At 66.8% G+C, this 26775-nt stretch carries 18 protein-coding genes; 12 read left to right on the top strand and 6 right to left on the bottom strand.

From position 1 onward, the window contains the following. The first annotated feature begins 26 nt into the window (after window positions 1-26). The 4 genes from recC (at window position 27) to LI92_RS10275 (ending at window position 9693) form a co-directional block, all read left to right on the top strand. On the top strand, window positions 27-3323 hold the full coding sequence (recC, locus tag LI92_RS10290) for an exodeoxyribonuclease V subunit gamma (protein WP_046318564.1): 3297 nt from the start codon (window positions 27-29) through the stop codon (window positions 3321-3323). After that, the gene (gene recB, locus LI92_RS10285) at window positions 3323-6607 is read left to right on the top strand and encodes an exodeoxyribonuclease V subunit beta (protein WP_046318560.1); all 3285 of its coding nucleotides are present in this window, start codon (window positions 3323-3325) and stop codon (window positions 6605-6607) included. Before recC ends, recB begins: the two co-directional genes overlap by 1 nt. Further along, entirely contained in the window at window positions 6604-8343 is a 1740-nt protein-coding gene (recD, locus tag LI92_RS10280; protein WP_046318559.1) for an exodeoxyribonuclease V subunit alpha, read from the top strand. Before recB ends, recD begins: the two co-directional genes overlap by 4 nt. Window positions 8344-8820: 477 nt before the next feature. Next, window positions 8821-9693 (top strand): NYN domain-containing protein, encoded by an 873-nt coding sequence (locus tag LI92_RS10275; RefSeq protein ID WP_046318557.1) that lies wholly within the window; start codon window positions 8821-8823, stop codon window positions 9691-9693. An 8-nt stretch (window positions 9694-9701) separates the two neighbouring features. On the opposite strand, the gene LI92_RS10270 is transcribed toward LI92_RS10275, so the two are convergent. Further along, a complete protein-coding gene (locus LI92_RS10270; protein ID WP_046318555.1) occupies window positions 9702-11327 on the bottom strand; it encodes a peptide chain release factor 3 in 1626 nt (541 codons plus the stop codon). 71 nt (window positions 11328-11398) lie between these two features. On the opposite strand from LI92_RS10270, the gene LI92_RS10265 reads away from it, so the two are divergent. Continuing rightward, a complete protein-coding gene (locus tag LI92_RS10265) occupies window positions 11399-12817 on the top strand; it encodes an SDR family oxidoreductase (RefSeq protein WP_046318553.1) in 1419 nt (472 codons plus the stop codon). A 4-nt stretch (window positions 12818-12821) separates the two neighbouring features. Here LI92_RS10265 and LI92_RS10260 read toward each other — a convergent pair whose 3' ends face one another. From LI92_RS10260 to LI92_RS10250, 4 genes are all read right to left on the bottom strand, one after another. Then, window positions 12822-13658: an SDR family NAD(P)-dependent oxidoreductase gene (locus LI92_RS10260; RefSeq protein WP_046318552.1), complete on the bottom strand. Its 837-nt coding sequence runs from the start codon at window positions 13656-13658 to the stop codon at window positions 12822-12824. 2 nt (window positions 13659-13660) lie between these two features. Further along, entirely contained in the window at window positions 13661-14137 is a 477-nt protein-coding gene (locus LI92_RS10255) for a nuclear transport factor 2 family protein (RefSeq protein WP_046318550.1), read from the bottom strand. A 74-nt stretch (window positions 14138-14211) separates the two neighbouring features. Further along, window positions 14212-14346 (bottom strand): hypothetical protein, encoded by a 135-nt coding sequence (locus tag LI92_RS24330; protein WP_286135003.1) that lies wholly within the window; start codon window positions 14344-14346, stop codon window positions 14212-14214. 235 nt (window positions 14347-14581) lie between these two features. Then, a complete protein-coding gene (locus LI92_RS10250) occupies window positions 14582-16246 on the bottom strand; it encodes an ABC-F family ATP-binding cassette domain-containing protein (protein WP_046318547.1) in 1665 nt (554 codons plus the stop codon). Between the two features lie 338 nt (window positions 16247-16584). Here LI92_RS10250 and LI92_RS10245 point away from each other — a divergent pair, with 338 nt between their 5' ends. Genes LI92_RS10245 through LI92_RS10225 form a run of 5 tightly spaced genes read left to right on the top strand, consistent with a single transcriptional unit; the run spans window position 16585 to window position 23710 of the window. Further along, entirely contained in the window at window positions 16585-19185 is a 2601-nt protein-coding gene (locus LI92_RS10245) for a Z1 domain-containing protein (RefSeq protein WP_046318546.1), read from the top strand. Beyond that, window positions 19182-20177 carry a PD-(D/E)XK motif protein gene (locus tag LI92_RS10240; RefSeq protein ID WP_046318545.1) on the top strand — a complete coding sequence of 332 codons (996 nt, stop codon included), beginning with the start codon at window positions 19182-19184 and terminating at the stop codon, window positions 20175-20177. Before LI92_RS10245 ends, LI92_RS10240 begins: the two co-directional genes overlap by 4 nt. Next, window positions 20171-22033, top strand: a complete 1863-nt coding sequence (locus LI92_RS23045; RefSeq protein WP_152665410.1) for a hypothetical protein — start codon at window positions 20171-20173, stop codon at window positions 22031-22033. The genes LI92_RS10240 and LI92_RS23045 overlap by 7 nt, the downstream gene beginning before the upstream one ends. Continuing rightward, window positions 22023-22916 (top strand): hypothetical protein, encoded by an 894-nt coding sequence (locus tag LI92_RS10230; RefSeq protein WP_046318543.1) that lies wholly within the window; start codon window positions 22023-22025, stop codon window positions 22914-22916. Before LI92_RS23045 ends, LI92_RS10230 begins: the two co-directional genes overlap by 11 nt. A 41-nt stretch (window positions 22917-22957) precedes the next feature. Then, window positions 22958-23710 (top strand): DUF6339 family protein, encoded by a 753-nt coding sequence (locus LI92_RS10225; protein WP_286135002.1) that lies wholly within the window; start codon window positions 22958-22960, stop codon window positions 23708-23710. A 176-nt stretch (window positions 23711-23886) separates the two neighbouring features. On the opposite strand, the gene LI92_RS10220 is transcribed toward LI92_RS10225, so the two are convergent. After that, entirely contained in the window at window positions 23887-24312 is a 426-nt protein-coding gene (locus LI92_RS10220; protein ID WP_286135001.1) for a very short patch repair endonuclease, read from the bottom strand. A gap of 119 nt (window positions 24313-24431) precedes the next feature. Between LI92_RS10220 and LI92_RS10215 the strand changes: the two genes are divergently transcribed. Beyond that, window positions 24432-25511 (top strand): DNA cytosine methyltransferase, encoded by a 1080-nt coding sequence (locus LI92_RS10215; protein WP_046318562.1) that lies wholly within the window; start codon window positions 24432-24434, stop codon window positions 25509-25511. Between the two features lie 194 nt (window positions 25512-25705). Then, the gene (locus LI92_RS10210) at window positions 25706-26665 is read left to right on the top strand and encodes a NaeI family type II restriction endonuclease (RefSeq protein WP_286135000.1); all 960 of its coding nucleotides are present in this window, start codon (window positions 25706-25708) and stop codon (window positions 26663-26665) included. Window positions 26666-26775: the final 110 nt, after the last annotated feature.

Raw genomic sequence — 26775 nt, 5'->3', positions numbered from 1 at the left:
CGGGGCCGCGGTTTATGGTGACCGCGATGGGACTGCACCTGCACCGTGCCGAACGCACCGACGCCCTTGCCGACGGCCTCGGTGCGCTGCTGGCCACCCCGCCTCCCGACCCGTTCGCCGAGGAACTGGTGCTGGTGCCGGCCCGCGGGGTGGAGCGCTGGCTGTCGCAACGCCTGTCGCACACGCTGGGAGCCGACCTCGGCGACGACGGGGTGTGCGCGGGCGTGCATTTCCGCAGCCCGGCCTCGCTGATCGCCGAGATCACCGGCGCCGGCGACGACGATCCGTGGTCCGGCAATGCCATGACCTGGCCGCTGCTGGCGGTGATCGACGCCAGCCTGGATCAGCCCTGGTGCGCCACGCTGGCAAAGCATGTGGGCCACGGGGACCCCAGCCCGGAGGGTGAGCTGCGCCGCGGGCGGCGCTACGCGGTGGCCCGTCGGCTGGCCGGCCTCTTCGCCTCCTATGCCCGCCAGCGGCCGCAGTTGCTCGCCGACTGGGGTGCCGACGAGTCCACCGACGGCGCCGGCGGCGCGTTGCCCGGCGACGTGGACTGGCAGCCGCCGCTGTGGCGGGCTCTGGTCGCCGCCGTCGGGATCGACCCGCCCGACCAGCGCCACCGCGCCACCGTCGCCCGGCTGCGGCAGGCGCCCGTCGAGACGCTGCCGGCCCGGTTGTCGCTGTTCGGCCACACCCGGCTGGCGGCCACCGACATCGAGCTGCTCGACGCGCTGGCCACCCACCACGACCTGCACCTGTGGGTGCCGCATCCCTCCGATGCGCTGTGGCGGGAACTGAGCGGCGTGCACGGCGTGGTGCCGCGCGCGCAGGACCCGTCGCGGCACCGGGCCCACCATCCGCTGCTGGAAACGCTGGGCCGCGATCTGCGTGAGCTGCAGCGGACGCTGCCGAATTCGCCGGCCAGCGATGAATACCTGGGTGCCACAACCCATCCCGATACTTTGTTGGGCTGGCTGCAGGCGGATCTGAGCGCCAACGCGGTGCGGCCGGCGGGGCGCAGCAAGGAGGTGCGGGACCGCTCGGTGCAGGTGCACAGCTGCCACAGTCCGGCCCGGCAGGTCGACGTGCTGCGCGAGGTTCTGCTGGGGCTGCTGCACGACGATCCGACCCTGGAGCCGCGCGACATCGTGGTGATGTGCCCGGACATCGAGACCTACGCACCGTTGATCGTCGCCGATTTCGGGCTGGGCGAGCTGGCCGGCGCGGCTCATCCGGCGCACCGGCTGCGGGTACAGCTGGCCGACCGGGCGCTGACGCAGACCAATCCGTTGCTGGGGGTGGCGGCCGAGCTGCTGGAGATCGCCGGCAGCCGCGCCACCGCGACCGCGGTGCTCAACCTCGCCCACAGCGAGCCGGTGCGGGCGAAGTTCGGTTTCACCGAGGACGACCTGGCGCAGATCACCACTTGGGTGCGTACCGCCAACATCCGGTGGGGTTTCGATCCGCACACCCGCGAGCGCTACGGGCTGTCCCGGATCGTGCACAACACCTGGCGATTCGGGCTGGACCGACTCTTGACCGGGGTGGCGATGTCAGACGATTCGCAGGCCTGGCTCGACACCGCGCTGCCCCTCGACGACGTCGGCAGCAGCCAGGTGGAGCTGGCCGGCAAGCTCGCCGAGTTCGTCGCGCGGTTGCAGTCCGCGGTCGATGCCCTCGACGGGACCCGCCCGCTGGACGAGTGGATCGCGGCCCTTCGCGCCGGTGTCGACCAGTTGGCCGACCCCGACGACGCGTGGCAGAGCGCCCACCTGCAGCGGGAGCTCACCCAGGTGCTCGACGACGCCGGTGCGCGCCGCGACACCGCGTTGCGGCTGCCCGATGTCCGGGTGTTGATGTCGGGTCATCTGTCCGGGCGGCCCACCCGGGCCAACTTCCGCACCGGAACCCTGACGGTGTGCACCATGGTGCCGATGCGCTCGGTGCCGCATCGGGTGGTGTGTCTGCTCGGGGTCGACGACGGGGTGTTCCCCCGGCTGGATCTCCCCGACGGCGACGATGTGCTGGCCCGCGCCCCGTTGACCGGGGAACGCGACATCCGTTCCGAGGACCGGCAATTGCTGCTGGATGCGATCACCGCCGCCACCGAGAAGCTGGTGATCACCTACACCGGCGCCGACGAGCACACCGGCCACGCCCGCCCGCCCGCGGTCCCGCTGGCCGAACTGATCGACGCGCTCGACCAGACCACCCCGCGGCCCGTCCGCGACCAGCTCATCGTGGAGCACCCGCTGCAGCCGTTCGACGTCAAGAACGTCGAACCCGGACGTTTGATCCCCGACGTGCCGTTCACCTTCGACCCCACCGTGCCGCTGGCCGCCAGAACCGCCGCCGGAACGCGCCGGGACGCACCGCGCTTCATCGACGGCCCGTTGCCCGCGCCGCCGGCCGGTGACATCGCGCTCGTCGACCTGCTGAAGTTCTTCAAGGACCCGGTCAAGGGGTTCTTCAGTGCGCTGAACTACACCCTGCCGTGGGAGGTCGACGAGGTCGAAGACGGCATGCCGGTCCAGATCGACGCGCTGGGCGAATGGGCGGTCGGCAACCGGATGTTGCACGACATGCTGCTCGGGCTCGACCCGGCCAAGGCCATCGAAGCCGAGTGGCGGCGCGGCAGCCTGCCGCCCGGGCAGCTGGGGTGGCGCACCGCCAAGCAGATTCGGGACCGGGTGGTGCTGCTGGCGGGTGCGGCCCACGAACACCGGGTCGGCACGCCCGCCACCTACGACATCGATCTGGATCTCGGCGGGGGGCGCCGGCTGACCGGCACCGTCACCCCGGTGTTCGGTGCGAGCACGGTCTCGGTGAACTACTCCAAGTTGCGCGACACCCATCTGTTGCAGGCCTGGATCCCCTTGGTGGCGCTGGCCGCCGCCTATCCCGACACCGACTGGAGCGCCCGGTGCATCGGCCGGGCCCGCGACGGCGAACGCGTGTTGCAGCGGCTGCTGGGGCCGCCACCCGAGGCGGGCGAAACTCTGCGGGAATTGGTGTGGCTCTATGACATCGGCCGCTGCGAACCGCTTCCCCTGCCGGTCAAGACCTCGTTCGCGTGGGCTGAGAAGCGCCACGCGCGCCGGGACCCGGTCGGGTATGCCCGCAGCAAATGGACCAGCAACCGCTTCCCGGGCGAGGACGCCGACCCCGCCAGTGTCCGGGTCTGGGGGGCCCATGCGCCGTTCGAGGTGCTGCTGGGCCGGCCACGCCCCGGTGAGGCCGTGGACGGCGAGGACACCCGCCTGGGCGCCCTGGCCGCCCGGCTGTGGCTGCCGCTGCTGCGTGCGGAACGGTCGGTGCGGTGATGGAACGCTTCGATCTGCTGGGCCCGCTCCCGGCCCGCGGCAGCACCACGGTGCTGGAGGCCAGCGCGGGCACCGGCAAGACGTTCACCCTGGCCGGGCTGGTGACCCGCTACCTGGCCGAGGGGCATGCCACCTTGGACGAGATGTTGCTGATCACGTTCAGCCGCGCAGCCACCCGGGAACTGCGTGACCGTGTCCGCCGGCAGCTGGTGCAGACGCTGGCGGCCCTCGACGGCACCGCAGCCGGCGAGCCCAACGACCTGGTGGCCCACCTGCTCGGCGGCGCCGCCGAGGAGCGGGAAAAGCGGTGCCGCCGACTGCGCGATGCCTTGGCGGGCTTCGATGCGGCGACCATCGCCACCACCCACCAGTTCTGCCACCTGGTCCTGAAATCACTGGGTATCGCCGGGGACACCAGCGCCGGGGTGGAGTTGGTGGACAGCCTCGATGATCTGGTGGTCGAGGTGGTCGATGACCTGTACCTCGCGCAGTTCGGCACCCAGCGCGACGAGGTGGCCCTGAGCTACGCCGACGCGCTCCGACTCGCCCGGGTGGTGGTCGCCGATCCGTATGCCCAACTGCGCCCGCAGGATCCGGAGCCGGGCTCGGCCGCCGAGGTGCGGCTGCGCTTCGTCGACGCGGTCTGCACCGAGCTGGAACTGCGCAAGCGCCGGCTCGGGGTGCTGGGCTACGACGACTTGCTGCGCCGGTTGGCCGCCGCGCTGGAACCGGCGGACTCCCCGGCGCGCGACCGGATGCGTCAGCGCTGGCCCATCGTGATGGTCGACGAGTTCCAGGACACCGACCCGATCCAATGGCAGGTGATCGAACGCGGCTTCGTGGGGCATTCGGCGGTGGTGCTCATCGGTGACCCCAAGCAGGCGATCTACGGTTTCCGCGGCGGCGATGTCTACACCTACCTGCAGGCCGCGAGCAGTGCGGGGCAGCAGCGCACCCTGGCGGTGAACTGGCGCAGCGACGCAGCGCTGGTCGACGCGCTGCAGACGGTGATGGGCGGGGCGGCGCTGGGCGACCCGCAGATCGTGGTTCACGACGTCGAGGCCGCGGTCGCGGGCAGCCGGCTGGCCGGTGCCGCCAGCACGGCCCCGTTCCGGTTGCGGGTGGTGGGCCGCGCGGCATTCGGCGTCAGCGCGGACCGTGTCATTCCCATGACCACACTGCGCCGGCACATCCCCGACGACTTGGCCGCCGATGTCGCCGCGTTGTGTGCCGGTGGGGCGACGTTCGACGGGCGGCCCGTCAGCCCCGGCGACGTGGCGGTGATCGTGGAGAACAGCAAGGATGCCGCGGTCTGCCAGGAAGCGTTGCTGCGGGCGGGGATTCCGGCGGTGTTCACCGGCGATGCCGACGTGTTCTCCTCAACCGCGGCCGCCGACTGGCTGTGCCTGCTGGAGGCCTTCGACGCCACCCACCGCGCCGGGTTGGTGCGGGCCGCCGCGGCGACGGTGTTCTTCGGCCACACCGCGGCCGCTCTGGCCGACGGCGCGGACACGCTGACCGACCAGGTGGCCTCGACCCTGCGGGATTGGGCCGATGAGCTGCGGCTGCACGGGCCGGCGGCGGTGTTCGAGGCGGCCCAGGTGGCCGGGCTCAAGCGCCGTCTGCTCGGCGAGTACGGCGGCGAACGCACCATGACCGATCTGGCGCATGTGGCGCAGCTGCTGCATGAGGCGGCGCACCGCGATCGGCTGGGTCTGCCGGCGCTGCGGGACTGGTTGCGGCGGCAATGCACGCAGGGAGTCGGTCGCGGGCAGCACAATCGCCGGCTGGACTCCGACGCCGCGGCGGTGCAGATCCTGACGGTGTGGGGTTCCAAGGGATTGCAGTTCCCGATCGTCTATCTGCCGTTTGCGTTCAACCGGCACATGTTCGACGAAGCCATCCCGCTCTATCACGAGGCCGATGTGCGCTGCCGGCACATCGGCGGCCCGGACAGCGCCGACCACACCGCCGTGCAGCGGTTGAGTCTGGCCGAGGCCGCCCGCAACGACATCCGGCTGGCCTATGTGGCGCTGACCCGGGCGCAGTCGCAGCTGGTGGCGTGGTGGGCGGCGTCCTACGACGAACCCAACGGCGGCCTGTCCCGGCTGCTGCGGGGCCGCTGCCGCGGCGAGGCGGCGGTGCCGGATCGCTGCGAGCCCAAGCCGGCCGATGACGAAGCCCTGGCCTGTTTCCGGCAGTGGGAGGCCGCCGGCGGTTTGGTGATCGAGGACTCGGCGATCGCCCCGATCACCCCCGCTTCCCCGCCGGCCGCACCGGATGGTCTCCAGGCGCGGCACTTCCACCGGCACATCGACACCGGCTGGCGGCGCACCTCGTATTCGGGGCTGATTAGGCAGGCCGATCAGACCGGGACGTCGGGGGTGCACAGCGAGCCGGAGTTCACCGCCCGCGACGACGAGGCCGACGACATCGCGGTCGGGGAACCGCCACCGCAGGTTGGGGCGCAGATGGTGTCACCGATGTCCGAACTGCCCGCCGGGGCGGCGTTCGGCTCGCTGGTGCACGCCGTGCTGGAGACGGCCGATCCATTCGCCGAGGACTTGACGTCGGAGCTGGAGACGCACGTGCGCCGGCACGCCGACTGGTGGTCTGTCGATGCCGATCCTGCCGCGCTGGCGGCGGCCCTGGTCCCCCTGCACGACACTCCGCTGGGGCCGCTGGCCGACGGATTGACCCTGCGCCAGATCGGCACCCGGGACCGGTTGCGGGAGTTGGATTTCGAGTTCCCACTGGCCGGTGGAGATCGGCACGGACCGGCCCCGGAGCTACGGCTGGCCGAGGTCGGGGAGTTGCTGCGTGAGCATCTGCCCTCCGACGACCCGTTCGCCGCATACGCCGACCGGCTGGCCACCGAGGCCCTGGGCGGCCAGCCGCTGCGCGGATATCTGTCCGGGTCCATCGACGTGGTGCTGCGGGTGCCGCAGCAGCGGTTCCTGGTGGTCGACTACAAGACCAACCGGCTCGGCGACACCGCGGCCGACTATGGGTTCAACCGGCTGACTTCGGCGATGCTGCACTCGGATTATCCGCTGCAGGCGCTGCTGTATACCGCGGTGCTGCACCGCTTCCTGCGCTGGCGACTGCCCGGTTACGACCCGGACACACACCTGGGCGGGGTGCTGTATCTGTTCGTGCGGGGAATGTGCGGACCGGAAACCCCGGTCATCGACGGGCACCGCGCCGGGGTGTTCGACTGGCGACCGCCGGCGTCGCTGGTGGTTGCCCTGTCAGACCTGCTGCACGCGAGGCGGACGGCATGAGTGAACTTCTCGAGTGGCGCATAGCCAGCACGGCCACCGGCCTGCTGCGGGATTTCAACCGCGCCGGCGTGCTCGACTCCGCCGATGTGCATACCGCGCAACGCATCACCGCCCTGAGCGCCGAGCCCGATGAGACGGTGGGCCTGGCGCTGGCACTGACGGTGCGCGCGCTGCGGCACGGGTCGGTCTGCCTGGATCTGTCGTCGGTGGCCGCCGACACCGACGTCGCCGACGTTTCGTGGCCGGAGCCGGGCGCCTGGCTGGCGGCCGTGCGGGACAGTCGCCTGGTGGCCGCGCAGGTGCTGCGGATCTACGACGACCGGTTGCTCTACCTCGACCGGTATTGGCGCGAGGAGCAGCAGGTCTGCACCGACCTGCTGGCCTTGTCCGCGCCCGGGACGGCACCGGCTCATTTGCCCGCCTTCGAGCGACTCTTTCCGCCGGGCGACTTCGACGAGCAGCGGGCGGCCGCCGAAATCGCGCTGTCGCAGCCGGTTACGGTGCTCACCGGCGGTCCGGGCACCGGTAAGACGACCACGGTGGCGCGATTGTTGGCGCTGCTGGCCGAGCACGCCGAGCTGTCCGGGACGGCCGGGCTGCGCATCGCGCTGGCTGCCCCCACTGGTAAGGCGGCGGCGCGACTGACCGAGGCGGTGGCCGCCGAGGTGGCGGCGCTGGAGCCGGTGGATCAGGCCCGGTTGGCCGGGCTGGGCGCCACCACGTTGCACACGTTGCTGGGTTCGCGCCCCGACAGTTCGGTGCGGTTCCGGCACGATCGGGGCAACCGGCTGCCGCACGACGTGATCGTCGTCGACGAGACGTCGATGGTGTCGCTCACCTTGATGGCCCGGCTGCTGGAGGCCATGCGGCCCGACGCCCGGCTCATTCTGGTGGGCGATGCCGATCAGCTGGCATCGGTGGAGGCCGGGGCGGTGCTGGCCGATCTGGTGGACGGCCTGGCGGCGCGACCGGACACCCGGGTGGCGACGCTGCGGACCTCGCATCGGTTCGGCGAGTCGATCGGGGCGCTGGCGGTGGCGATCCGCGACGGCGACGCCGACCGCGCGATCGCGCTGCTGGCCGCCGGCGGTGAGCACGTGGAGTGGCTCGACACCGACAGCGTGGCCGATGTGGCGCAGCGGCTGTCGGCGCTGGTGGTGCCGCACGCGTTGGCGGTACGTCAGGCCGCGTTGCTCGGCGACGCCGCGGCGGCGACCGCGACGCTCGACGAGCACCGGTTGCTGTGTGCGCATCGGGAGGGCCTGCACGGGGTGCGGCACTGGAACCAGCAGATCCGCCGCTGGGTGGCCGAACAGACCGGGGACCCGATGTGGGCGGAGTGGTATGCCGGCCGGCCGCTGCTGGTGACCGCCAACGACTATGGGCTGGGGCTGCGCAACGGCGACACCGGGGCGGTGGTTGTGCGCGACGAGGGGCTGCGCGCAGTGATCTCCACGGCGTCGGGCCCGCTGGAGTTCGCCACCAGCCGACTCGCCGACGTCGAAACCATGTACGCGATGACAATCCACAAGAGCCAGGGCAGCCAGGCCCGCGAGGTGACCGTGTTGATGCCGCACGTCGAGTCGCGCCTTTTGACCCGGGAGTTGTTCTACACCGCGGTGACGCGGGCCAAGACGAAGGTGCGGGTGGTGGGTTCGGAGGCCTCGGTGCGGGCCGCTTTGGCTCGTCGGGTGGTGCGGGCCTCCGGGCTGGCGCTGCGGTTGCGACAGGCGTGAGGTTTTACGGCTGCTGAGGCGGATCGCCAGCGCCAGACCAAGTGGATCGTTGCCCGCCTCTGAGCGACAAGTCGTCCCCGCCCCGGCGGCTGCGGCCCCTGCCCTCGGCCCGGATCGGCCCTGCCCGGCCCCGGCCGGCCCAGCCCCTGCCCCGCCCCGGCCTGCCCCGGCCCCGGCTCGGCACGGCTCGGCCCGGCCCGGCCCGGCCCGGACCATGTGCCCTGGTGCCCGCCTCTGAGCGACAACTCGCACGCCCCACCCCCCGGCCGGCCCGGCCCGGCCCATGTGACCTTGTGCCCGCCTATGCGCGACAACTCGCAGGGCCCGGCCCCGACGTCGGCCCGGCGGCGGCGCCGGTCCCTGACCACCCAGACCCGGCCCCAGACCCAGACCCCGAGTTGTCGCTCAGAGGCGGGCAACTCTCCCATCCCCGCCGAGCCGTTATGGATGGGGCCGGGGTTGCGCCACACTGGAACCATGACGGAATCCGGCAATACCCGGGTCGCGGTCTACCTCGACTTCGACAACATCGTGATCTCGCGCTACGACCAGGTCAACGGCCGCAGCTCCTTTCAGAAGGACAAGGCCAAGGGCCTGGCCAAACAACCCGAGCGGCTGGCGCGGGCCACCGTCGACGTCGGGGCGATCATCGACTTCGCGTCGTCTTTCGGCACGCTGGTGCTCACCCGCGCCTACGCCGACTGGTCAGCCGAGGTCAACACCGGCTACCGGGCACAGCTGGTGGGGCGCGCAGTCGACCTGGTGCAGCTGTTCCCGGCGGCGGCCTACGGCAAGAACGGCGCCGACATCCGGTTGGCGGTCGACGCGGTCGAGGACATGTTCCGGCTGCCGGATCTGACCCACGTGGTGATCGTCGCCGGCGACTCCGACTACATTCCGCTGGCACAACGCTGTAAACGGTTAGGCCGCTACGTGGTTGGCATCGGGGTCGCCGGATCGACCAGTCGCGCACTGGCCGCGGCGTGCGACGACTTCGTCAGCTACGACGCGCTGCCCGGCGTGCCGGTGTTCGAACCCGCACCCATCGACGCTGCAGCCGAACCCACGCGGCGCAGCCGCCAGGCAAAGGAGCCCGCCGAAGAGGAGGCGCCGGATCCGGTGGACACCGCCACCGCCCTGCTCACCCGCGCACTGCGGATCGGTCTGGAAAAAGACGACGTCGAGTGGCTGCACAACTCAGCGGTCAAAGCCCAGATGAAGCGCATGGATCCGTCGTTCAGCGAAAAAGCCCTGGGCTACAAGTCCTTCAGCGACTTTCTGCGGTCCTACTCCGACCTGGTGGAACTCGACGAGAGTTCGACGACGCGCAGGGTGCGGTTGCGCACCTAGCGGCCGCGCTATCCCTCCGCGGCCACCAGCGACCGCAACCGCACCTCGGGGTTGTCGCGCTGGAAACCCTGCAGCCGCCAACTGTTGGAGAACAGCACCAGGTGCACGCCGTCGGTGCGGGTCATGACCTCTGCCAGCGACTGCTTGTTGACGAAATCGACGTCGTCGGCGTCCACGATCCGCGCCACCTGATATGGCAGCGGTTCCAGCGTGATCGGGGCCCCCATTTCACGAGCCATCCGGTGCGCCGCCACCTCGAACTGCATCGGGCCGACCGCGGCCAGCACTGGGGCCTGCTCACCGCGGCGATCGGAGACCAGCACCTGCACGACGCCCTCTTGGTCCAACTGCTCGATGCCGCGACGGAACTGCTTGTGCTTGCTGGGGTCGACGTTGCGCGCCACCGAGAAATGCTCGGGCGAGAAACTCGGGATCGGCGGGTATTGCACGGGCACATCGCAATACAGGGTGTCGCCGGGGCGCAGCGCGGCGGCGTTGGCCAGCCCGATCACGTCACCGGGCCAGGCGGTGTCCAGGGTGGAGCGCTGCTGACCGAACACCGACTGGGCGTATTTGGTGACGAAGGGCTTGCCGGTCGCGGCGTGAGTGAGCACGTCACCGCGTTCGAAGGTGCCCGAATACACCCGGGCGAAGGCGATGCGATCGCGGTGGGCGGAGTCCATGCCCGCCTGCACCTTGAAGACGAAGGCGCTGAAGGGCGCATCGGGCGCGCGCCGCACGCCGTCGACGTCCAGCGCCCCGCGGGGCGCCGGCGCCAGCTCGGTGAGCACGTCGAGCAGCTGATTCACCCCGAAGTTCAGCGCCGCCGAGGTGAACAGCACCGGGGTCGCGGTGCAGTCCAGGAACGCCTCGCGATCGAAGTCGGATCCGTCGGCGGAGAGCAGCTCGCACTCTTCGACCGCGGTGTCCCAGTCGTCGCCGGCCGCGGCATGCGCGTCGGCGGCGGCGATGTGCTCCTCAGGTGCCGCGGTGGCACCGCCGGCGGTGCGGGTGAACCGGATGAAGTTTCCGGATCGGCGATCGAGCACCCCGTCGAATTCCCCGGCGATGCCGACCGGCCAGGTCAGCGGGGTGGGGCGCAGCCCGATGCGGGACTGGATCTCGTCCATCAGTTCCAGGGCGTGCCGGCCGGGCCGGTCCCACTTGTTGATCACCGTGATGATCGGGATCCGCCGATGGCGGCACACTTGGAACAGCTTGAGGGTCTGCGGCTCGAGGCCCTTGGCGGCGTCGATGAGCATGACCGCGGAGTCGACAGCGGTGAGCACCCGGTAGGTGTCTTCGGAGAAGTCGGCGTGACCGGGGGTGTCGAGCAGGTTGATGACGCAGTCCTGGCCCCTGGCGGTGCGGTAGGGGAACTGCAGCGCCGTCGAGGTGATGGAGATGCCGCGGGCCTTCTCCATCTCCATCCAGTCCGACACGGTGGCCCGACGCCCCGATTTGCCGTGCACCGCGCCGGCCTCGGTGATGGCCCTGGCGTGCAGGACCAGGGCTTCGGTCAAGGTGGATTTGCCGGCGTCGGGATGGCTGATGACGGCGAAGGTTCTGCGCCGGCCCGCCTCGGTGGAGATCCGGCTCGACTGCGGCGGCGAATCCGGGGCGTTGTCGGTCATGGCGTCAGCGAGTGTATGGGCGGGCATGCGCAAATCGGTAATTGAGCACCGCGCCCGATACCCTTCCAGGCGTGACCGCGATCGACCCCGAAAGGCTCGCCACCTGCTTGGAGGTGCTCGCCGAGATCGACGCGCTGCCGGCTGACCACCCCGACGCCGTGGCGGTGCGCCAAGCCACGGCGCGCATGTTCAAGCAGCTCAAGAAGGTCCGGCGCAAGGCCGCGCGTGACGCCGTGCTCTCCGCTGACCGGGCCGTCATCGCCGCCACGGCCACCGGGGCGCCGGGCCGCATCGACGACGAGACCCAGGGCATTCCGCTGGTGTCCGCCGCGGTCGGGGCGTCGGCGGGCACGTTGTTGCGCTCGCAGGCCTGCTACATCTGCAAGAACCACTACACGCAGGTCGACGCGTTCTATCACCAACTCTGCCCGGACTGCGCCGCCATGAGCCGGGCCAAACGGGAGGCTCGTACCGACCTCACGGGGCGACGCGCCCTGCTGACCGGTGGGCGCGCCAAGATCGGCATGTACATCGCGCTGCGGCTGCTGCGTGACGGGGCGCACACCACCATCACCACCCGTTTCCCCAACGATGCCGTGCGCCGCTTCGCCGCGATGCCCGATCACGCCGACTGGCTGCATCGCCTGCAGGTGGTGGGTATCGACCTGCGCGACCCAGCCCAGGTCGTCGCGCTGGCGGACACGGTGGCCGCCCAGGGCCCGCTGGACATCCTGATCAACAACGCGGCGCAGACGGTGCGCCGTGCCCCCGGCTCGTATGCCGCCCTCGCCGAGGCCGAGCGCACCCCCTGCAATGAGCTGGTCGACGTGATCACCTTCGACCATGTCAGCGACGCCCACCCGGCGGCCCTGGCCGGCAGCCTGGCCGAACATCAGGAGCCGCACGCGCTGACCGAACTGGCGCTGACCGCCCGCAGCGCCTCCCCGCAGCGGATCGCCGCCGGTGTCGCCATCGACGCGGGCGGGTTGTTGCCCGACACCGCCCCGGTGAACAGCTGGACCCAGCGGGTGCACGAGGTCGACGCCCTGGAGCTGCTCGAAGTGCAGCTGTGCAACCAGACGGCGCCGTTCATCCTGGTGAGCCGGCTGCGCCCGGCCATGGCGGCGTCGAAGGCCCGCCGCAAGTACGTGGTGAACGTCTCGGCGATGGAGGGACAGTTCAGCCGCCGCTACAAGGGTGCAGGCCATCCGCACACCAACATGGCCAAGGCCGCGCTGAACATGCTGACCCGCACCAGTGCCGCCGAAATGCTGGAGACCGACGGCATCCTGATGACCGCGGTGGACACCGGCTGGATCACCGACGAGCGCCCGCATCCCACCAAGCTGCGGCTGGCCGAGGAGGGGTTCCACGCCCCGTTGGATCTGGTCGACGGCGCCGCCCGGGTCTATGACCCGATCGTGCGCGGGGAGGCCGGCGAAGACCTGTACGGGTGCTTCCTCAAGGACTACGCGCCGAGCAACTGGTAGCCCGTCAGTACAGCGGCCCGCCGCCGAACAGGGCGCGGTGCGAATCGGGCTGGTTGCCGTCGACGTCGGTGACGCCGTAGTCCAGCGCGGCCTCGGCGGTGATCAGAGTGTGCCCGCTGCGGGTGCCGATGTCGGGGTCGTCGGCGAGGGCGGCGATGACGCGGCCGATGAACTCTGGGGTTTCGGCGTTGGCCAGCGGGTAGCCCTGGAAGTTGTCCAGTCCGCGGTCCATGAAGCCCTGCATGACCTCGTTCTTGACCAGGCCGGGCCACAGCGAGACCGCGCTCACCCCGGTTCCGGTCAGTTCGACGGCCATGTCGGCGGCCATCTTGTCCAGTCCGGCCTTGGACATGCCGTAGAGCACGGAGTGCAGGTGCCCGCGGGTGCCGAACGAGGAGATGTTGGCGATCAGGCCCGCGCCGCGCGCCACCATCAGTTGCGCGGCGTGCACGGAGGCGGCGTAGTGGGCGCGCAGACCCACCCCGATCAGGGTGTCCCAGTCGGAGAGCGGGCGCTGCCAGAACTTCTCGGTGAATCCGGCGAAGCCCTTCGGCGCGGCCCACACGTTGTTGGCCAGCAGGTCCAGCCGGCCGGCCTGCTCGTCGGCGATGCGGGCGAACAGCGCGGCGATCTGCGCGTCGTCGCGGTGATCGCACTGCACGGCGATACCGCGGCCACCGCGCTCGGTGACGTCGGCCGCGGTCTGGTCCAGGGGTCCGTCCGTGCCGACCTCGCCGCGCGCGGTGACGTACACCGTCCAGCCGTGTGAGCCCAGCGCCAACGCGACGCCTTTGCCGACGCTGCGACTGGCCCCGGTGACCAGGGCGATGCGTGAGGTCATCGTCAGATCTCCACCGTGGTGTCGTCGCCGAGGGGCCGGGTGATGGCCCAGAGTTGGCGGAAGTGGCTGCGGGCCATTTTCCAGGCGCCGTCCTCGATCACGTAGTCGTCGTCGTACTCGCCGGTGAGCAGCCGTTCGGTGCGCTCGATCAGGTTGAGCTGGCGGAATTTCAGCGTCCAGCGTCCGGTGGCCGTGCCGGGGCCGGTGAGGGTGATGTCGGGGTGCATGCCGTGGTGCATGTCGAGGATCACCGGTTTGCCGTCCACCTTGTGCAGCGCGATCCGGGTGAACACCTCAGCTATCTGGTCGGCGTCGTCGAATCCGCCCAGGGGTCCGTAATGGATGTCGGCGCCGCGGTCGATGAAGCAGGCCCGGAAGGTGTCGGGGTCTTTGGCGTCACAGGCCCGGAAGTAGCGGTGCTTGAGGGCTTTGATCGCCTCGATCTGTTCGAGCGCGGTCAGCCGCTCCTCGAGAGTCATCGCTCGACGATAGTTGTCGGTGCCGCGCGCCCCGGGTGGGGGCACGCGCTACCTGCTGGTGCCGGTGGGGCGTGTCAGCACATCTGGCCGGCGAAGAAAGCCGCCGAGACCAGGCCAACACACACCGCCACGGTGGCGTGACCCATCATTCCGGCGCTGACAGTCGCGGTGGCTGCCGTGACGCCCAAGCCGGTCAGAAAAGTGGTCATTGCATGCCTCCTGTGGCGTACATCACATCAAGGTTTCCAACGTGGTCTACACCACATCATACCTCTAAGGAAAATGCCAGCCCAATCCCATCTGCCGGGAAGTCGGGGGAATTCCGCCGCGGCGCTGCCAGGCGCACGTCCGGGCCGGGGCGGGCATGCGGGACTATGTAGCAAACGGCGCGTATGGGCTGGTCAGGAAGGGGTCAGCCCCCTCGGGTCGGATAGTCACATCCGCCTACAACTCGGTGACGCTCCCGCCCTCGACCCGCCACGTACGGTTCAACCGGACGTTCTGCAGCATCCGGCGGTCGTGGGTCACCAACAGCAGCGCACCGTCGTAGGTCTCCAGCGCCTGCTCAAGCTGTTCGATGGCGGGCAGATCGAGGTGGTTGGTCGGTTCGTCGAGGACCAACACGTTGGTGCCGCGGGCCTGCAGCAACGCCAGGCCGGCGCGGGTGCGCTCCCCGGGCGAAAGGTCGTCGGCCGCGCGCTCCACATGGTCGGCGGTCAGCCCGAACTTCGCCAGCAGGGTTCGCACGTCGACGGTCGACCAGTCCGGCACCCGCTGCTCGAAGCGATCGACCAGCCGGGTGGGGCCGGTGAAGTCGGCGCGCGCCTGGTCGATTTCACCGATCGCGACGTTCGCACCCAGGCTTGCACGGCCCGCGTCGGGCTGCTGACGGCCGAGCAGCAGGCGCAGCAGCGTCGACTTCCCTGCCCCGTTGGGGCCCACGATTCCGATCCGCTCGCCGGCACTGACCTGTAGCGACACGGGGCCGAGGACGAAATCACCGTGCCGCACCACGGCGTTGTCGAGTGTCGCAACCACCGAACTCGACCGCGGCGCGGCCCCGATGCTGAACTGCAGGGTCCATTCCTTGCGGGGCTCGACGACCTCCTCCAGGCGCGCGATCCGGCTCTCCATCTGACGCACCTTCTGCGCCTGCTTCTCACTGGACGCGGAGGCGGCACGGCGGCGGATCTTGTCGTTGTCGGGGGCCCTACGTATGGCGTTGCGAACGCCCTGGCTCGACCATTCCCGCTGCACCCGGGCGCGTGCGACCAGGTCGGCCTTCTTCTCGGCGAATTCCTCGTACTGTTCACGCCGGTGGCGGCGGTTGATCTCGCGTTCCTCGAGATAGCTGTCGTATCCGCCGCCGAAGACGGTGGTGGTGTTCTGAGCCAGATCCAACTCCAGGACGCGAGTGACGCTGCGGGCCAGGAACTCCCGATCGTGGCTGACCAGCACCACCCCGCCGCGAAGATCACGGACGAACTGCTCCAGCTGGGCCAGCCCGTCCAGGTCCAGATCGTTGGTCGGCTCATCGAGCAGGACGATGTCGAACCGCGACAGCATCAGCGCAGCCAAGCCCACCCGGGCGGCCTGCCCACCCGACAGCCCGGTCATCAGCGTCGACTCGGGCCGCACCGCCTCGGAGTCCAGTCCCAGGTCGGCCAGCACTGCGGGCACCCGGTCGTCGAGGTCCGCCGCGCCGGTGACGAGCCAATGATCCAATGCGATGGAGTAGGCCTCGGCCGGATCGGTATGTGCGGGAGCCAGATCCGGATCCGCCAGGGCCGCGGCCGCGGCGTCCATCGCCTGCGCCGCCTGTGCGCAGCCGGTCCGGCGCGCGATGTAGGCGCCGACGGTCTCGCCTTCCACCCGCTCGTGCTCCTGGGGCAGCCAACCGACGAACGCATCGGCCGGGGCGAGGCTGACCGAGCCGTGCAGCGGCTCCAGATCGCCGGCCAGAATCCGCAACAGGGTGCTCTTGCCGGCGCCGTTGGCACCCACCACACCGATGACGTCGCCCGGTGCCACGGTGAGGTCAACGCCTTCGAAGAGCGTGCGGTGCGCGAAGCCGCCGGCGACGTCCTTGGCGACGAGTGTTGCGGTCATCGGTACATGGTCGCAGGGGCAGGATGCGGGATTGGAGGGATGGTGGTTCTCAAACCCGTGCACGTCCGGAAACGCCGGGGACATTCGTTCGGTGTTGCACCGATCGTGTTGATCCTGCTGACGCGAACCGAACAGCAGCTCCTGCGAATGATTCTCGCGGAAATGGCCATTGCGCTGCCCAGCTAATGAGGCCAGCAGCGTTATAGGCGTGCGACTCCGAGTGAAATAGCCCGGCGAGGGAACTCCACATTTGGTAGCTTCACGTCGAGTTTCGATCGACGACTTCGCTGATTACCGGGCTAGACCCATTGACGAGCAGTTAAAAAGGGAGGCGCGCAATGGCCGTAGATCTCGATCAGTTCTACGACATGTTCGCGGACTGGGCGATGGGCCATGGTGGCGCTTCCGCGGCGGCTGACCGGTTCCTCAGTGTGGGTGTGATCGACGAGTCCCAGGCCGCACTGCTCGTCAAGCGCTTCCAAGAGCGGGTGCAGAAGGTGATGCAGGGCGGACCGATAATCAAGCCAAAGCATGAGGACTCCTGGTACCCGGGGGCACTCGAGACCGACCAGTGCTGGGGCGCATTCCGCCAACAGCTGATCGAGAAAGGAAGAGAAAGCCAGATCGACGCTCTGAATGAGGCCTCGGACACGATCGTCCGGCTCACACCTGATCCCAGTGGCGAGCCGCGGTCGGCACGGGGACTGGTTGTAGGACATATCCAGAGTGGGAAGACGACGAATTTCACTGCGGTGGCAGCAAAGTTGGCGGACCGGAAGTACCGCATGGTGATAGTGCTAGCCGGCATCCACAACTCGCTGCGAAAGCAGACTCAGGATCGATTGATCAAAGATCTCACGGCCAAGGTTCCAGGACGGTGGTTCACAATCACCGGCGTTGACGGCGACTTCGATCTGACCCGGCTGGGGGATGACTCCAAGAAGCCTGGAAAGCAGGACGCCGTCGCCTATCTCTCCGCGCACGGCCAGACATCATTGCTGGTCGTGAAGAAGAACGCCGCAGTTCTCCGAAAGCTGCACCTGTGGCTGAACAAGCCGAGCGCGAGGGACGTGCTTCAGACGGCTCAAGTACTCGTGATCGACGACGAGGCCGACCAAGCTTCGGTCGAGACGAACACCATCAATCCTTTGATTCGACAGATCCTGGGACTGTTTCCGCGCGGTACGTACATCGGCTACACCGCAACACCATTCGCGAATGTCTTCATCGACCCCTCTGATTCAGACGATCTGTACCCGAGAGACTTCATCTACCCACTTCCGCAGCCTGAGAACTATTTCGGATCGTCGACACTCTTCGGAAGGGACGTCCCAGACCTGGACAAGGATGATGAGCAGGGCTTGGACATGATCCGGATCATCCCTGATGAAGACGAATTCTTACTCAGGCCGCGCGGCAGAGCCGACCTCGACGACTTCTATCCAGTGGTGACCGACGAGCTACGGTCGGCAATCCGCTGGTTCGTCCTAGCGACCGCTGCGCGGTGGCGTCGGGGCGACAGGGGTGATTCATCCATGTTGATCCACACCTCGTTCCAGACTTCAGTTCACGAAAAGTTCGCTCCTGTCATCGATGCCGAACTGAAACGGCTGCTGGCCTCACTGATGTCGAATGATCCAGCAGTACTCGATGCGCTGCACCACCTATGGACTTCCGAGATCTCTCGCGTACCCGCGGAACAGTTCAAACTGACACCACTGACATTCGATGAGATTAGACCGTTCCTTCGCGCCGTCGTCGACGACTGTCGAATCATCATCGACAATTCCAAGAGCGAGGCCAGGCTCCAATATGACGAGGACGAGTCGTACACGGTCATCGCAATAGGCGGCAACACCCTGTCGCGAGGAATCACGCTCGAGGGCCTGGTCTCAAGCGTTTTCCTCCGTCCGACGAACACTTACGACACCCTATTGCAGATGGGCCGTTGGTTCGGCTTCCGAGTCGGATACGAGGATCTACCGCGAATCTGGATGACGGACGATCTGCGCCGAGCCTTCCGGCATCTCGCGCTCGTCGAACACGAGATGCGGCAGGATATGGCGGTCTACGAATTGCAGGGAATCACTCCTATGGAAGCCGCCGTGCGTATTCGTACGCACCCCGCACTTCGAGTGACAGCGAAGATGGGTGCTGCGAGACCGAACAGAATCTCCTATTCCGGTGCCCGCCTACAGACTCGTTTCTACCGACGCTGGAACGAGCCCTGGCTGGCCAACAACTGGCGCGCTGGCGAGCGGCTCGTTGCGGCGGCGATGCGGCACAGCCAGCCGGAACCGCTGGCCAACGGAGGCGTGGTGCTGCGCAACGTGAAAGTGAACGACGTTCGCAGCTTTCTCGAGGAATACGACATCGTTCCGGACCAAGCTGATATGAGTACGGAGCAGCTTCTCCAGTACATCGAGCATCAGAACGGGCTCGACGACCCGAAACTCGTCCGCTGGAACGTCGCGGTAGTAGGCGGCAGTGGCGAGGACGTGCGGCTGGCCGGATTGGCAGTCCCCTCATCGATCCGCGCACCGTACAAGGACAGTGGCGAGGTGGCAGACATCAAAACCCTTATGAGCAAGGTCGACCTTGTCGTGGATGTCGAGGGACTGTCCAGCACCGAAGCGCGCCGTATGCCAGAGGCGGAGTTGAAGGAGCGACGAATCGAAGCGCCTGAGCTCCGAGGTAAAGGCCTCCTCATCCTTTACCCATTGGACCGAATCGGCAAACCGCATTCTGACAGGAGCGCCGGAGTGCGCGAACCCATGAATGCTTCCTCAAACCCGCTCGGGCTGGCTCTCGTGTTCCCAAAGACCTCGTACTCGGACAGCGAACGCGATGCCGTGCAGATGACGCATGTAGCCGTCGATCTCGCGACATTTCCAGAGGAGGTTGATACCGACGCCGAGGTATACGGGACAGACAGATGAGTGACTACCAGAGACTCGTCGTAGACCGTTGGCCGCGGATCGAGCGCGAAGGGGTGGCGTCCCCCGGCGGTTGGCGATCGATGACCTTGCCCGTCGTCGCACACGGCCGCAAATTGATTCAGGCAGTTGATGAGCTGGGCCAGCATCACCTGTTGATTCCGGCCGACGGGACGCCTCATCCGGAAAATACCCGTAGCCCGCTGGCCATGTCGTTCCGGAACTTCCGTTTCGGGAGCGGCGGCGAAGCGGCCGCCGAAGGCAGGTACTTCGATATCCATTGCCAAATGCCGGCATTGAACATACAGTTCGACACGGTGGTCGGCGAGGTCATAGCGACAGTCGAAAACGCCAGTCGACCAATCGGTGCGGCAGCGGCGACACTCGCAGCATGGCGACGGCTGTTTACAACGTTGGCGGACGTACGGCCGCTCACGCACCAGGAGAAACTGGCAGCCTTCGGGGAGCTATCTGTACTTCAAGATCTCGTTGTCGGATTTTCGGACTTTCATGCGGCGTCGTGGACCGGCCCTGAACGGCAGCCACATGACTTCGAGCTTGCGGATGCGAGTATCGAAGTCAAGTCCATAGGTGATGACTCGGAATCCATCACGGTGCACGGACTGGAGCAGCTCGTTTCGGCTGACGGTAAGCCCCTCTACCTCATCATCCGCCGTGTGGTCGAGGAGCCCCACGGGCGAACAGTGCCCGAACTGCTCGGAGAGATCCTCACCGAATGCGATGATCCCGCCGTCGTGCGACAACGAGCCGCCAGACTTGGTGTATATGAGTCTATGGAGGACGTCACGCGATTCGAGGTCACGGAGAGTTTGATCGGCAAGGTAGACAACGGCTTTCCGCGGATCACCCGAGACACTCTCGGGCCCGTGTTAGCGAACGTAGTCAGTGGCCTCAGCTACGACTTACAACTTGCAGCTGTTCGCGATCAGCTGACTCCTGGGTCGGTCGATAAGCTTCAGAAGAGGAAATGGTGAGCGAAATACGTTGGTGGTCACAGCCTTTCCCGCCTGAGGGCGGCCAGACCGCGGAGGGAATCAAACGGCAGCTCGGCCGTCCTGGGTTGCCCGAATACGCGGTGTTGGTTCGAGAAGCCGTACAGAACAGCTGGGATGCGCGACGGGACGATCGAGACGGTCCTGTCGACGTGCGCATCGAGTTGCGACGGCTTGGAGCCGGTGCTCCCACCTGGCGAAATATCCTGGGGACGTCTAGCGAGTCGGGAAAGGGCCGCAGCTTTCTCAGCAAGCTGCATTCCAACTCGTGGATTCTCACAGTCTCCGACCGGGGTACCAACGGACTCGGCGGGCCGATACGGTCCGACGAGCCGACAGCCGCCGGCGTCAGCGCGGATTTCGTCCAGTTCATCAGGAACGTCGGCGAACCTCGCGACAAGCACCTCGGAGGGGGCACGTACGGCTTCGGCAAAGGGATCTTCTATCGGATCAGTGAAGCTGGCGCAATATTGGTCGACACCCTCAACACCGAAGGGAACGCCCGGTCGCGTCGCCTCATGGGTGCAGCATTAGGCGGTGTTGAAACCACCCCAAGCGGCAGACGGTTGACCGGACGCCATTGGTGGGGCGAGATCAACGACGACGTCCCAGATCCCCTAATGGGCGCCGTAGCGGAAGCAGTCGCCTCCGATCTAGGCCTCCCAGGCTTCGCAGATCGGCGAACAGGCACGGACGTGGTGGTGATTCTGCCGAACCTGGAGCTCGACGATATTAATTCGGATCCGGGGTTACTCGGGGAGCGGTTGCGCGCATACCTCTACTGGTACCTGTGGCCCAAGATGGGATCGCGAATCCGGCGGCAGGATATCCAGTTCTCGCTACACATAGACGGCGATGAATTGGAACTGCCACCCCTTGAGTCGTTACCGGTACTGTCCGATTTCGCGAAGTCTTTGGACAACGTCCACTCACGCGTCGGTAACGACTTCATGATGACGACACACACCAGGCAATACGGCCGCCTCGGGCATGTCTCTATCGAATTCACCATGCCCGGTCTGCTCAGCGGTCCAAGCGAGGTATGGCGCAGCATCGAGCAGATCGCGCCAATGCAGCGTCCCTACCGACACATCGCTCGAATGCGACAAACCGAATTGGTCGTTGACTACTTCGAAGGTGAACCGATGCCGACCACAGATATCGGTTATGTCGGCTCCTTTGTCGTATCACCAACCGTTGACGAGCTCTTTGCACAGGCAGAACCCCCCACGCACGACACTTGGGAGGTGGGGACCCTGGCCGGTGCGGCGAAGGGGATTGTGCAGGGATCCAAGCGATTCCTGAGTGACGAGTGCCGCAAGCAGGTCGAAGCCCGTACCGGGGCGCGGTCGAAGGCTGTCCAAGGCCTCGGACGACTGTCCAGTTCGCTCGGGGCTCTGGTCCAGGGAGCGACTGGGACCAGACCGGTCGGCCCGGGGAAGCGGCCGTCTGGACGAGGTGGTGGCGGTTCCGGTGCAGGGCCGTCGGCAAGGGTCAAAACCCTACGCGCCTCACACCTGGTCGTGGACGGCGACACCCCATACGTCGAGTACGTGGTCGAGGTGCCAAAGACGATCCCGGTAGGCGCAACCATTAATGCGTCGGCGTCGGTGGTGTTGGCAGGCGGCCGCAGCGAGAATCCGGACGACGCCCCAGCCGGTAGCGCAAGAGCCGAGGTTCTCTATTGGTATTTCGAGGGAGATCCATCGGATCGAGTCCTCGGCTGCGAGCTTGCCGGGGGCGATATCCGAACTGGGCGGTGGACGGCGCGGGCCAGAGCTCTCGCCGATGTCTCAGTACGAATCTCCGTGAGCCAGGGGGTAGCGAGTGGCAACTGAATTCACGCCGCCTTATCTGACTCCGACCGACGAGGTGGTGGAGATGCATCCGTGGATGCATCTCGATCGGGGCGGATCGATCCCGCTGATCTCGCCGGTGGACGGTTGGGTCACTGGGACCGATATCGCTTTGTCGCGCGGCGTCATCGTCGACCTGGCAGCCTTGAGGGACCAATGCCGGCTCCCAACCAGCATCCCATTGGCTTTGGTAGTCAGTTGGCGAAGCGACGCATCCAAGATCCAGCGCCACCTATTCACCCGACGCCTCGACAGATCGAGGAATGAAATCCAAGTGACCCTTCCAGGCAGCGAGATCGGCGGAACCATCCAGATCACTACTGCCATCACCCTTCACGAAGACGTTGAGGTGCCCCTGGCCGGCGCGCCCCACATTCGCGGCGCTGTTCTTGCTCGAGACAGGGTTTCAGTCACGCTTGAAGGCGAAGGATCGATGTTCCCGATGGCGGTCGTCGACTTCAGGACGCGAACATACGATGATCGGTCCTCCTGGTTTGTCGAGACTTCAACCGATCTCGGCGCAAATTTCAGTGCCGAGTTTCAGGTTTTCATCAACGAGCGCGATAAGGCGTTGATCAAGGCTATAGAGGCCGATAATCCGACCCGTGAGCAGCAAGCGTTGATCGATGAGCTCAGTTCCGGTGTCATGCAGGTCGTTCTCGAACTCGCCTATGCGTTGAAAAACAACGGGGAGCTTGGCCCCGAGGAATACGGTGACGGCAGCGTCGGCCAAGTGCTGTGCGGGCTGATCGAGCAGACCGGGAATCTCGATGTTGGTGACATGTATGACCCGTCGCAGATCGGGTTGCGGCAGTCACGGTTCCAGGCGATGGCTCGCCGCATAGCGGCCGGGAGGATATTTTGATGCCAGACGAACCACTACTCTGGCCGCGGATGGATCGATCGATGGCCGAGAAGCGCCTTGCGGTTCTCGGCGAGACATCGGGCCCAGCGGTAGATCTCACGACCGAACACTTCTCCTTCAGCAGTGTTGGCCGCCGCGCCGGTCGGGCGGAGATCGAAGCACTGAGGGGTGGGATCGTCGAGATCGCCACACGGTACGGCTTCAACATTCGATATGGCTACGACCAGGACGGGGATGCCGGCGACGAAGCGCGCCGTAGGTTCGATGCTGAAGTGTTCGCAGCGTTTGCGGCCCTCATGCCCATGAATTGGTCAGAAGCCGGTTCTCGTGATTTGTGGTCATGGTGTGCGATAGCGCTGTTGCCCGACATCACACACTGGCGCTGGAAGTGGCGTCGACAGTCCGGGCGCTGGAATCTCCAGCGTTGGATTGGCTCCGATCTGACCCGTCACACCTGGGGACGCCAATGGTGGCGGGCTGTGCAGCTGGAGGCCGCACCCGAGCTGGCCGAACGAATTCAGGAGGGGGAATTCAACCAACTGACGGAGCGCGCAGACACGATCGGCGCCAACCCGCTCCTTGTCTCGACGTTTGCGCAGCGCTTCCTCAAATATGCGGATGGGAGTGGGATCCCTAGGCGCGATCTTTTGCGTGACGCCTCCCAAAGGCTGCTTCGCGAGATGTACTTCATCGATGACTCACTCATGTCCGAGAGCGATCTCGTCGCATGGTCTGACCGCGTGCTCGAAACATCCGTCACCGAACTGCTCCGGGTGGCACGAGCCAAGGAGTGACGCGGGAACTGTTCAGTAGTCGACTCGTCAGAAGCACGTACTGGCCGACGGCGTCAGCTTCTCAACTCAGGTGTTTGTCCGGAGTGCGAGGGTTCATTCGCCAAACTTCGATCGTTCGCCCGTCGCATGGCGGGCCACTGACACGGTCCGACGCATCCACCGGCCTGAGGTCCGACCTAACCCAACCTGGTCGATTCGACCACCTCCCTTATCGCCTGCGCGGCGGTACTCGGGTCCTCGTGTTCCCAAAACCGCAGCACGGTCCAGCCTGCCTCGTTCAGCACGGCGTTCGTACGTTCATCACGGGTGCGGTTGCCCGACACCTTCGTCGCCCAGAACTCCGCGTTGGTACGAGCCACTGTGTGGTGCTCAGGACATCCGTGCCAGAAGCAGCCGTCGATGAAGACCGCGACCCGGGCGCGGGTGAACACCAGGTCAGCACGCATTCGGCGGATTGAGGGGAGCGGCGGGAAGTCGACGCGATACCGCAGGCCCATTGCGTGCACCAACCGACGCACCGCGAGCTCAGGCTTGGTGTCCCTGCTGCGGTTGGCACGCATCGTGAGCCGGGCGTGCTCGCTCGATGCCCACGACTCCGTCACGGGTTCCAGTGTGACCCGATGACGGGCCCTACGCCCCATAACCGGAGGTGGCAGCCGTATTGGGTGAGTCGGTACCGGCCACTGTCGGTACCGGTCGATAACATCGCCTCGTGGTGGACATGATCGACCTTTTCGCAGGTTGCGGAGGCATGACGGCCGGCTTCGCGGCCGAAGGGTACGCCCCTGTGCTGTCGGTCGAGTTTGACCTGTACGCCGCCGCCACTTACGCCGCGAACTTCGGCGAAGACCACACGGTCTGGGGCGACATCAAGTCGGTCAAAAAGAATGCGATACCCCCCGCCGACGTCGTGATCGGCGGACCGCCCTGCCAGGGATTCTCCAACCTGGGATCGAAAGATATCAACGACCCGCGCAACCAACTCTGGCGCGAGTACCTGCGCGTGGTCAGCGCCGCCAAACCCAAGGTCTTCGTCATCGAGAACGTCGACCGGTTCATGAAGTCGCCGGAGTTCCAGCTCCTCCTCGCCGAAACTGAGAACGGATCCCTCAAGGGCTACACCCTCAGCTACGGCCACCTCAATGCCGCCGACTTCGGCGTCGCACAACGGCGTATCCGGACCATCGTCATCGGCTCCCGCGTCGGCCGGATTGAGCTGCCCGAACAGACACACGCCCGAAACCCCGCTGCGGGCTCGGCACTCCTTCCATGGACCGGCACCAAGACACGAATCAAGGGACTACCGGCCCGTCCCTCAACCACCAGCCTCCCCGCGAGCACCACCAGTTTCTTCGGCGAGACGGTCCCGGGAGTCTTCAAGGGGCTGGACCTACATGTCGGTCGCAACCCCACAGCGCTTTCCCTGCAACGCTACGACCATGTCCCGCCCGGCGGCGGGCGGTTCGACGTCCCCGAGCATCTACTCCCACGCTGCTGGCGTGAGAAACCGACTGGCACCACCGACGTCATGGGTCGAATGCAGTGGAATTTCCCCTCGCACACGATCCGCACCGAATTCTATAAGCCCGAGAAAGGCGCCTACCTGCACCCACAGTGGGACGCTCGGGGGCGTAACCGGGTGAACCGGCCGATCACCCACCTCGAAGCCGCTCGACTGCAGGGATTCCCAGAGGAGTTCCTGTGGTGTGGGACGAAGATCGAGATCGCCCGCCAAATCGGCAACGCGGTCCCCGTCGGTCTCGCCCAGGCCATCGCGAGGCACCTGCGGCCCTACCTGTGACCGCCGGAACCCGTTCACTGTTTGACGACCGTCCTGCGACGGCCGTGCAGGATTCCCGTGCACAGGCCCTTCGACGGCGCCGCAACGTCTTCCGTACACACCCTGCGCCCACCGGACCGATGGGCAGGATGCCCCGAGCATGGGCTCTGGAGAGCGGCTTGGAGCAATACATACCCCCTTCGTTGCAGCCAATTGTGGACTGGTTCGATGACGCACCGGACGCTCGCGAACGCTTCCGATGGGCTCTGCGCGATTCCCTCGACGAGCTGCTCGACGGCCAGCGCACCGGCCGCTGGGCCTACCAGCACCTGACGAAGACCGAGAAGACATACTTGGGCACCGCCGTTGAGGTGAATCTGACCAAGGAGTTCGAGTTCTGCAACGGAGACCATCTGGACTGGCAGATAGCCGGCCGAGACATCGACTGTAAGTTCTCCAAGGATCTCGGGGGCTGGGAGATCCCGATGGAGATGTACCTCTGCGCCGACCACGGCGATCGTCAGGGCAGGGCTGACCACCCCGCACTTCTCACCTGGTTCGACGACACCACGAGCCGCTGGGCGGCAGGGCTGACAACCATCAGCGACGAGTCTTTGCGATGGAAGCTGGACGACAACGGCGACACCGTCCGCGCATACAACAGAGACAACAAGCGGCGCCTCGCGGAATCGTCGGCGGCAGGCATCTACTGGCTTTGGGGCGGCCTCCAGGCCGACCTGCCGCGAAATCTGCTGCTGCACCTGAACCCGGACAGACGCGAACGCATATTCTCGTTTCCGAATTCTGGGCAGAAAAGGGTGGACCAGCTTTTCCGCGAAGTACAGGGACAGATAGTTGGACGCCAGACCGTCCTCACCGTCGGACAGCAGGACGACGCGCCGAAGCGCGTTCGTGACGCCCGCCTGCACCTTCGGCCGGAAGGCATCCTGATACTCGGCCACCAAGATTCGCACCCCGCGATCGCCACCGCGCTGCAGCTTCCTGTCCCTGTTAAGGGTGAGTGGATCGCTGTGCGCGTGACGCCGGTGTCCGAGGCCGACACACGACCTTGCTGCATCCTGAGTGGCCAGCGATGGGCCGTGGCGCAGGTTGACGAGCCGACGGTCGTTGCACCGGAGCTGCCCAAGAAACTGGCAGCGCCCACCTCCGCCTAGCGTCAGGCGCCGGCACCCAGCTCGACATTCGGCGCGGCGTCCTAGTACCGAATGCCGAGTACCTGCGAGGCGGGATCCACCCCCCTGTTCACCCACCGCGAAATCTCCCC

It is taken from the genome of Mycobacterium sp. UM_Kg1 (assembly GCF_000972925.1).
GTDB classification, from domain to species: domain Bacteria; phylum Actinomycetota; class Actinomycetes; order Mycobacteriales; family Mycobacteriaceae; genus Mycobacterium; species Mycobacterium hiberniae.
The sequence above is the reverse complement of the archived record's forward strand: the minus strand, read 5'-3'. Positions and strand labels throughout refer to the sequence as shown.